Genomic DNA, 6156 nt, shown 5'->3' with positions numbered 1-6156 from the left:
CTGACATTCAACTTTGATGTTGACTGGCAGACCGCTATCGCGAGCAGGCTCACTCCTACAGGTTCTGTGATTCTCCAGTGACAACGCTACAATCGGCTCCTTTTCCCCCGGAGCAGATCCCATGAGCGACTCCCACCGCCGTCCGGTACCCCTGAACAAAGCCTATCGCCTGCTCAATCACGGGCCGACCGTTCTCGTCAGTGCCGCTCACGACGGGCAACGCAATATCATGGCCGCCGCCTGGGCCATGCCGCTGGATTTCGAACCGCCGAAAGTCGCCGTCGTCCTCGACAAATCCACCTGGACCCGCCAATTGCTCGAAGCCTCCGGCACCTTTGTGCTGAACGTGCCGTGCGTCAATCAGGCCGATATCGTGCAAACCGTCGGCAACACGTCCGGCCTGGAAATCAACCGAGACCAAGGACGAGACAAATTTCAGGCGTATGGCCTGCACACCTTCGCAGGCGAACACATTGAAGCGCCGTTGCTGGAAGGCTGTGTCGCCTGGCTCGAATGCCGCCTGCTGCCTGAACCGCGCAATCACGAGCAATACGACCTGTTCCTCGCCGAAGTCATCGCCGCCCAGGCCGACGAGCGTGTGTTCAGCGATGGCCGCTGGCATTTCGAGGGGCAGGATGGATTGCGCACGCTGCACCATGTGGCGGGCGGGCATTTCCTGAAGATTGGGGATGGAGTGGACGGCAAGACGCTTGCGGTTTAACCGGTGTTGATGGAAAACCGTCAGCGGATGTAGCAAGGTAGACGTCTCATTTCACCTGACAGGCGCAACGCTCATGGACGTTTCTGTTGCCGGTTATCTGGCCCCTTTGCTGTCGCTTACGCTGTTGTGGACAGTGGCGGTGGTCACGCCCGGGCCGAATTTCTTCAACATCGCGCAACTCGCGGCCAGTCACTCGCGCCGACATGGCGTGGTGGCTGCGCTGGGCGTGGCCACCGGCACGGTGTTGTGGGGCCTTGCCGGCGGCTTGGGAATCAAGACGCTGTTCGGCGCCGCGCCGACCCTCTATCTGGGCTTCAAGATTGCCGGCGGTTGCTACCTGATTTATCTGGGGCTGAAGCAATTCAGGCGCAAAGCTGCGATTGCCCCGGGTAGGCCGGCTGCGCCCCGGCAGACTTATTTCGGCGTCTACGCTCGCGGTTTCCTCGGCAACATGACCAACCCGAAATCGGCACTGTTCGTCGCCACCATCTTCGCCACCGCCATGCCGGCCCACGTACCACCGCTTCTGCTGACGCTGGCCGTGCTGACCATGGCCACGCTGTCGTTCAGCTGGTATTGCAGCGTCGCCCTGTTCTTCGCCAGCAGCCGGGTTGCTGGCTTCTACGAACGGTCGCGCCAGTGGCTGGATCGGTTGGCAGGTGGGTGCTATTTGCTGTTTGGGGTGCATTTAGTGGCGAATCGCTGATCGATAAGACAGTAGCCGTGAGGAGAAAAAACTTACCTCCCGGTAAGCCTTTTCTCCCCACTTCGTAATACTCAATCCCCCAACGCTTCTCCCTCACGCCGAGGATCGGCTCCCCCCGTCAACGTCGCTTTGCCTTGCGCGTCCTTCACCCGCACGATCGCTTGGGTGCCGCTGGTCATGTCGATTTCGCTGATCGTGTGGCCCTTGTCCTTGAGTGCCTGAATCAGCGCCTGGCTGAACTGTCCCTGTTCCAGTTCGGTCGGGCCGTTGCGGCTGCCGAAGTTGGGCAGGTTGATCGCACTTTGCGCGTCGAGGTTCCAGTCGAGCAGGCCGATAGTGGTTTTCGCAACGTATTCGATGATTTGCGAGCCGCCGGGGGAGCCGACCGTGGCGACAAATTCGCCAGTGTTGCGATCAAAGATCAGCGTCGGCGCCATCGACGAGCGTGGGCGTTTGCCCGGTTCGACGCGGTTGGCGACTTTCTGCCCGTTCTCTTCGGGGATGAACGAGAAGTCGGTCATCTGGTTGTTCAGCAGAAAACCCTGAACCATCAGGTGCGAGCCGAACGCGGCTTCGATGGTGGTGGTCATCGACACGGCGCCGCCGAGGTCATCCACCGCCACCACTTGCGAGGTCGAGATGCGCAGCGGCGAGCGATCCGGTGCGTAGGCCACCTGCACGCCCGGCGGTGTACCCGGTCTGGCGCTGCCCATGCTGCGTTCGCCGATCAGACTGGCGCGGCTGGCCAGATAGGCCGGATCGAGCAACCCTTTTACCGGCACCGGGACGAAGTCGGTGTCGGCGACGTATTGCGCGCGGTCGGCATAGGCCAGGCGTTCGGCCTCGGCAATCAGATGCACCGCTTGCGGATTCGGTTCGATGCCGGCCGGCTTATTGGTTTGGACTGGTTTGAGCGGGGTAAGTGACAGGCGTGGGTCGCGAGTTTCCAGCGCCTGCAACGTGCCGAGAATCTGCGCCACGGCGATCCCTCCCGACGACGGCGGCGGCATGCCGCAGACCTGCCAGCGTTTGTAATCAGTACACAGCGGCGCGCGTTCCTTGGCCTGATAGCGCTGCAAATCGCTGAGCGACAGGCTGCCTGGGTTGGCGTGCTGTTGAACCTTGGCGACGATCTCTTCTGCGATCGGACCTTTGTACAGCGCATCGGCACCTTCATTGGCGATGCGTTTGAGCACGGCGGCCAACTTCGGGTTCTGCAGGCGCGTGCCGACAGCTTTGACGCTGTCATCGTCATTGAGAAAGTACGCGGCCATATCTGGCGACTGGCGTATTAGTGGGTCGGCGGTCAGCAGCGAATGCAGGCGCGGGGAAATCGCAAAGCCTTGCTCGGCCAGTTCGATCGCCGGCTCAAACAGATTCGCCCAGGGCAGGCGACCATGTTGTCGATGCGCCAGCTCCAGCGCGCGCAACACCCCCGGCGTACCGACCGATCGCCCGCCGATCTGCGCTTGCGTGAAGGCCATCGGTTTACCATCAGCCTTCAGGAACAGCTTCTCGGTCGCCCCGGCAGGCGCCGTTTCGCGGCCGTCATAGGTGCGCACCTGCTTGCCATCCCACAACACAATCATCGCCCCGCCACCGATCCCGGAAGACTGCGGCTCAACCAGCGTCAACACCGCCTGCATCGCAATCGCCGCATCAATCGCCGAACCACCCTGACGCAACATTTCCCGCCCGGCTTCGGCCGCCAGCGGATTGGCAGCAGCGGCCATGTGTTTATCGGCGTGATGGGTTTGCAGATCAGTGCGGTAACCGGAAGCGGCTTCCGGTGCCAGCGGCAAGGAAGAAGAGGGCGGGGCGTTGCATGCGGTGAGGGTCAGGGCGCTGACAAGCAGTGTCAGGGCTGGCAGGCGAAAGCGGCTCAAGGGCTGGGCTGGAAACACGCGGGCTCTCCGTCCGTGGGGGTAAAAGTCTAGGGGACTTTATCTAGCGGGCCGGCGGTGTGCAAACCGGGTGGGGATTACTGCCCCCCCCGCTCAGCGGCGGCGCCAATCGATTGGCCGAAAACGATGCCCTTGTGGGAGCGAGCCTGCTCGCGAAAGCGATCCCCGCGGAGTTTTTCTGTTGGGATGCGCGCCATTGATCCGCTGAGGTAAGCGGTAGTTTACAAGTGAAGCAAAGCGCAACTTTTCTCAAGGCATAAAAAAACGGCCTACCTTTCGGTAAACCGTTTTTAGTACTTGGTGGCTACACAGGGACTTGAACCCCGGACCCCAGCATTATGAATGCTATGCTCTAACCAACTGAGCTATGTAGCCAAGTGGCGCGCATTATTCCCCTGAATTGGCAAAGCGTCAAGCGTAAATCGAAAATATTTCTTCCTGTTTTCAACCGCTTATCCTCGGACCCCGAAAATCGGGGGCGGGGAGGGCGTCAGCGTAGCTGGAATCTGGCGGTATTGGCGTTCAGGGCATCGCTGCCCTGGCTCAAGGTATCCGCCGCGAGGTTCACCGCGCGTGCGCCTTCAAGCAAACGCACCGCCGCCTGATCGACCTGTTGGATATTGCAGCTGACTTCATCGGCGGTGGTGGCCTGTTCTTCAACCGCCGTGGCGATCTGCGCCAGGGTGTCGGTGACGCTTTGTACGGCGCTGGCGATTTCGCCCAGGCGTTCGCCGAGTCCGGTGACCGCTTCGGCATCCGACTGGGCCTGGCCGCAGGCGGCCTCCATCAGGCTCACGGCCTCGTTGACCGTGGCGCGCAGGCTGTCGACGGTGCCGGCGATTTGCGCGGTGGACGATTGCGTGCGTTGCGAGAGGCTGCGCACCTCGTCAGCGACCACGGCAAAACCGCGACCCTGTTCCCCGGCGCGGGCGGCTTCGATGGCGGCATTGAGTGCGAGCAGGTTGGTCTGCTCGGCGACGCCACGGATGGTGTCGACCACCAGTTGAATCTGTTGGCCTTGCTCGCTGACCCGGCCGAGCGCGGCGGCGGTGTCGTTCAGCCGCTGATTGAGTTGCTGAATGCTTGCCGTGGTGCGCTGGCTGTCGCGGCTGCTGTCGGCGGCGATGCGCCGGGTGTGCTGGGCGCTGCCGGAGGCCTGTTCGCAACTCTGCGCGACGCCTTGCGAGGTGGCGGCCAATTGCGTGGCGGCAGCGGCGATCTGGCTGATCTGCAACTGCTGCGCCTCGACTTCACCTAGGGCGCCGCTGGAGTGTTGGTTGAGGCTACGCACCGCGTTGCTCAGCTGCGAGGTCTCGTGGTCGACGCCGAGCATGCTGCTGCGCAGTTGCACCACGGCGACGTTGAGCGCGGTGCTGATCGCCGCCAGCTCATCGCGGCCCACCACCGGCACTTGCAGGCTCAGGTTGCCGTCGCGCAAAGCTTCGGCGAGCAGGGTGATGCCGCTGGCGCTGCGGCGGATCGAGGCTTGCAGGCAGACGAACAGGTACAGCGCCGCCAACAGCAGGCATCCGAAAATTGCCGCGACAACCATGAACTGGCGGATCGCCGAGCTGTAATAGGCATCGAGCCGTTGATCCAGCGCCACCAGCGACTGCTGGCGCAGCGAGGCGAGGTCGCTGAGCAACGCGTCGAGGCTGCGTTCGAAGTCTTCCGGCTTGAGGTTGATGCTGCCGCCGAAAACGCCGTCGTCGAGGACTTTCAGGCCGCCGTCGAGGTGTTTCAGGCTGTCGTGATACTGGTCAGCCCAGGCTTGCAGCTCGACCGGCAGACGCGCCTCCAGCAGGCCGGCGGTTTTCACCAGTTGCTCGCGGGCGTCGCCGATGCGGCTGCGCAGGTCGCGCAACTGCAAGCGGCTCTGCAGGGTGAACTGGCCGGAGACGACTGAGGCCTGACCGACCGCCGCGAGACGCCCGACCCGCTCGATCAGGTCCGGCGCGTGCTGCGTGGAAATCTGCGTCAGCAGGTAGGTTTCCAGCCACGGCGCGAGGGTCAGGCGATTGTCCATGACGATCTGCTCGCGCAACGCTTGCAGCGCGCCCAGGGCATTGGTGAAACGGTCGTAACCGTCCGGCCACCAACCGACGCTGCTGAGGCTTTTCGAGTCCAGGCCATTGAGCGCGGTTTGCAATGCTTGGTAGCGAGCGAGAATTTGACCCTCGGCGCCTTGCTGATTCAGCGCATTGCCCAGCTCCGTGGTGGCTTGCAGTACCGCCGGTTGCACGCCGTCGAATGCTGCCATTGCGGCGAGGGTGGCCGGTGTCGGCTGACGGTTGGTCTCGGTGGCGCGCCAGCGGGCGGCGCGGTCACGTTGAGCGGCGAGCAGGTTGTCCAGCGCATCCAGCGCAAGCAATTGACCCACGCCGGTACGCTCGCCGGCGATCAGGTTGAGCTTCTCGCGATAATCATGGCCGATCATCAACAGGCTGCCGGCCAACGGCAGAATGAACAGCAGAAACAACAACTGGAATTTACCAGCGAAGCCAAACCGCCCCAGCAATTTGATCCCCGGTGAAAGGAAAGCCTGCATGCCTCATGACTCCTCTGGACACCACGCACCATTGGCGTGCATCGCGAGCTTTTGCGCCGCGACCCGTGCCCTCTAAAAGGCCTCGAAAGTTCACCCTCGCCCGCTCTGTAGGCCGGCTCTGTAGCGAAACTTCCCATTGTCGAGCGCCTTTGTAAGGCGATCGTGTTCAAGGGCAGAAGCAAGGCAAGATTCAGACCATGGCGTTGCGCTATCACTTTCTCCATGAACGGCCCCCTGCAGGAGCTGCCGAAGGCTGCGATCTTTTGCCTTTGGTTGT

4 protein-coding genes and 1 tRNA gene are annotated in these 6156 nt (G+C 62.4%); 2 read left to right on the top strand and 3 right to left on the bottom strand.

What is annotated here, in order from left to right; translation table 11 throughout:
- The first annotated feature begins 121 nt into the window (after window positions 1-121).
- Window positions 122-721 (top strand): flavin reductase family protein, encoded by a 600-nt coding sequence (locus DCO47_RS25210; RefSeq protein WP_042609691.1) that lies wholly within the window; start codon window positions 122-124, stop codon window positions 719-721.
- Between the two features lie 73 nt (window positions 722-794).
- The gene (locus tag DCO47_RS25205; protein WP_116659169.1) at window positions 795-1427 is read left to right on the top strand and encodes a LysE family translocator; all 633 of its coding nucleotides are present in this window, start codon (window positions 795-797) and stop codon (window positions 1425-1427) included.
- A gap of 71 nt (window positions 1428-1498) precedes the next feature.
- On the opposite strand, the gene ggt is transcribed toward DCO47_RS25205, so the two are convergent.
- From ggt to DCO47_RS25190, 3 genes are all read right to left on the bottom strand, one after another.
- Complete coding sequence (ggt, locus tag DCO47_RS25200; RefSeq protein ID WP_116659168.1) at window positions 1499-3331, bottom strand: gamma-glutamyltransferase; 1833 nt, start codon at window positions 3329-3331, stop codon at window positions 1499-1501.
- A 298-nt stretch (window positions 3332-3629) separates the two neighbouring features.
- Window positions 3630-3706, bottom strand: a tRNA-Met gene (locus DCO47_RS25195).
- 115 nt (window positions 3707-3821) lie between these two features.
- Window positions 3822-5879 (bottom strand): methyl-accepting chemotaxis protein, encoded by a 2058-nt coding sequence (locus DCO47_RS25190; RefSeq protein WP_116659167.1) that lies wholly within the window; start codon window positions 5877-5879, stop codon window positions 3822-3824.
- Between the last annotated feature and the right edge of the window lie 277 nt (window positions 5880-6156).

The sequence above is a fragment of the Pseudomonas sp. NDM genome (genome assembly GCF_003105095.1).
GTDB lineage: Bacteria > Pseudomonadota > Gammaproteobacteria > Pseudomonadales > Pseudomonadaceae > Aquipseudomonas > Aquipseudomonas moraviensis_A.
The sequence above is the reverse complement of the archived record's forward strand: the minus strand, read 5'-3'. Positions and strand labels throughout refer to the sequence as shown.